Origin of the sequence: Pseudomonas frederiksbergensis, from assembly GCF_003732665.1 — a bacterium.
GTDB classification, from domain to species: Bacteria; Pseudomonadota; Gammaproteobacteria; order Pseudomonadales; family Pseudomonadaceae; genus Aquipseudomonas; species Aquipseudomonas frederiksbergensis_G.
On the sequence record NZ_MOBP01000018.1, the window covers coordinates 1 to 365 of the forward strand.

The 365-nt window shown below is 49.0% G+C and carries 1 rRNA gene; it reads right to left on the minus strand.

Annotated elements, in window-relative coordinates:
- Nucleotides 1-48: 48 nt before the first annotated feature.
- Nucleotides 49-164 (minus strand): 5S ribosomal RNA (rrf, locus tag BK665_RS26205).
- Between the last annotated feature and the right edge of the window lie 201 nt (nucleotides 165-365).

The following is a 365-nucleotide window of genomic DNA, read 5'->3' on the forward strand; positions in this document are numbered from 1 at the left end:
AAAACAAAACCCCTACCTGCATACGCAGATAGGGGTTTCGGAATTTAATCTTGACGATGACCTACTCTCACATGGGGAAACCCCACACTACCATCGGCGATGCATCGTTTCACTGCTGAGTTCGGGATGGGATCAGGTGGTTCCAATGCTCTATGGTCGTCAAGAAATTCGGTAGCCGGCTCGTTTTCCTTGCGGATCACGCTCCAGCGAATGGGTATGTGACAGCTTTGTGTGTTTTTTTGCTGCGAACTTTCGGTTCATTGCGTCTTCACACACCGCAATCTGGTGCCTTTTCAGGTCAGCAAATTGCTTGGGTGTTATATGGTCAAGCCTCACGGGCAATTAGTATTGGTTAGCTCAACGCC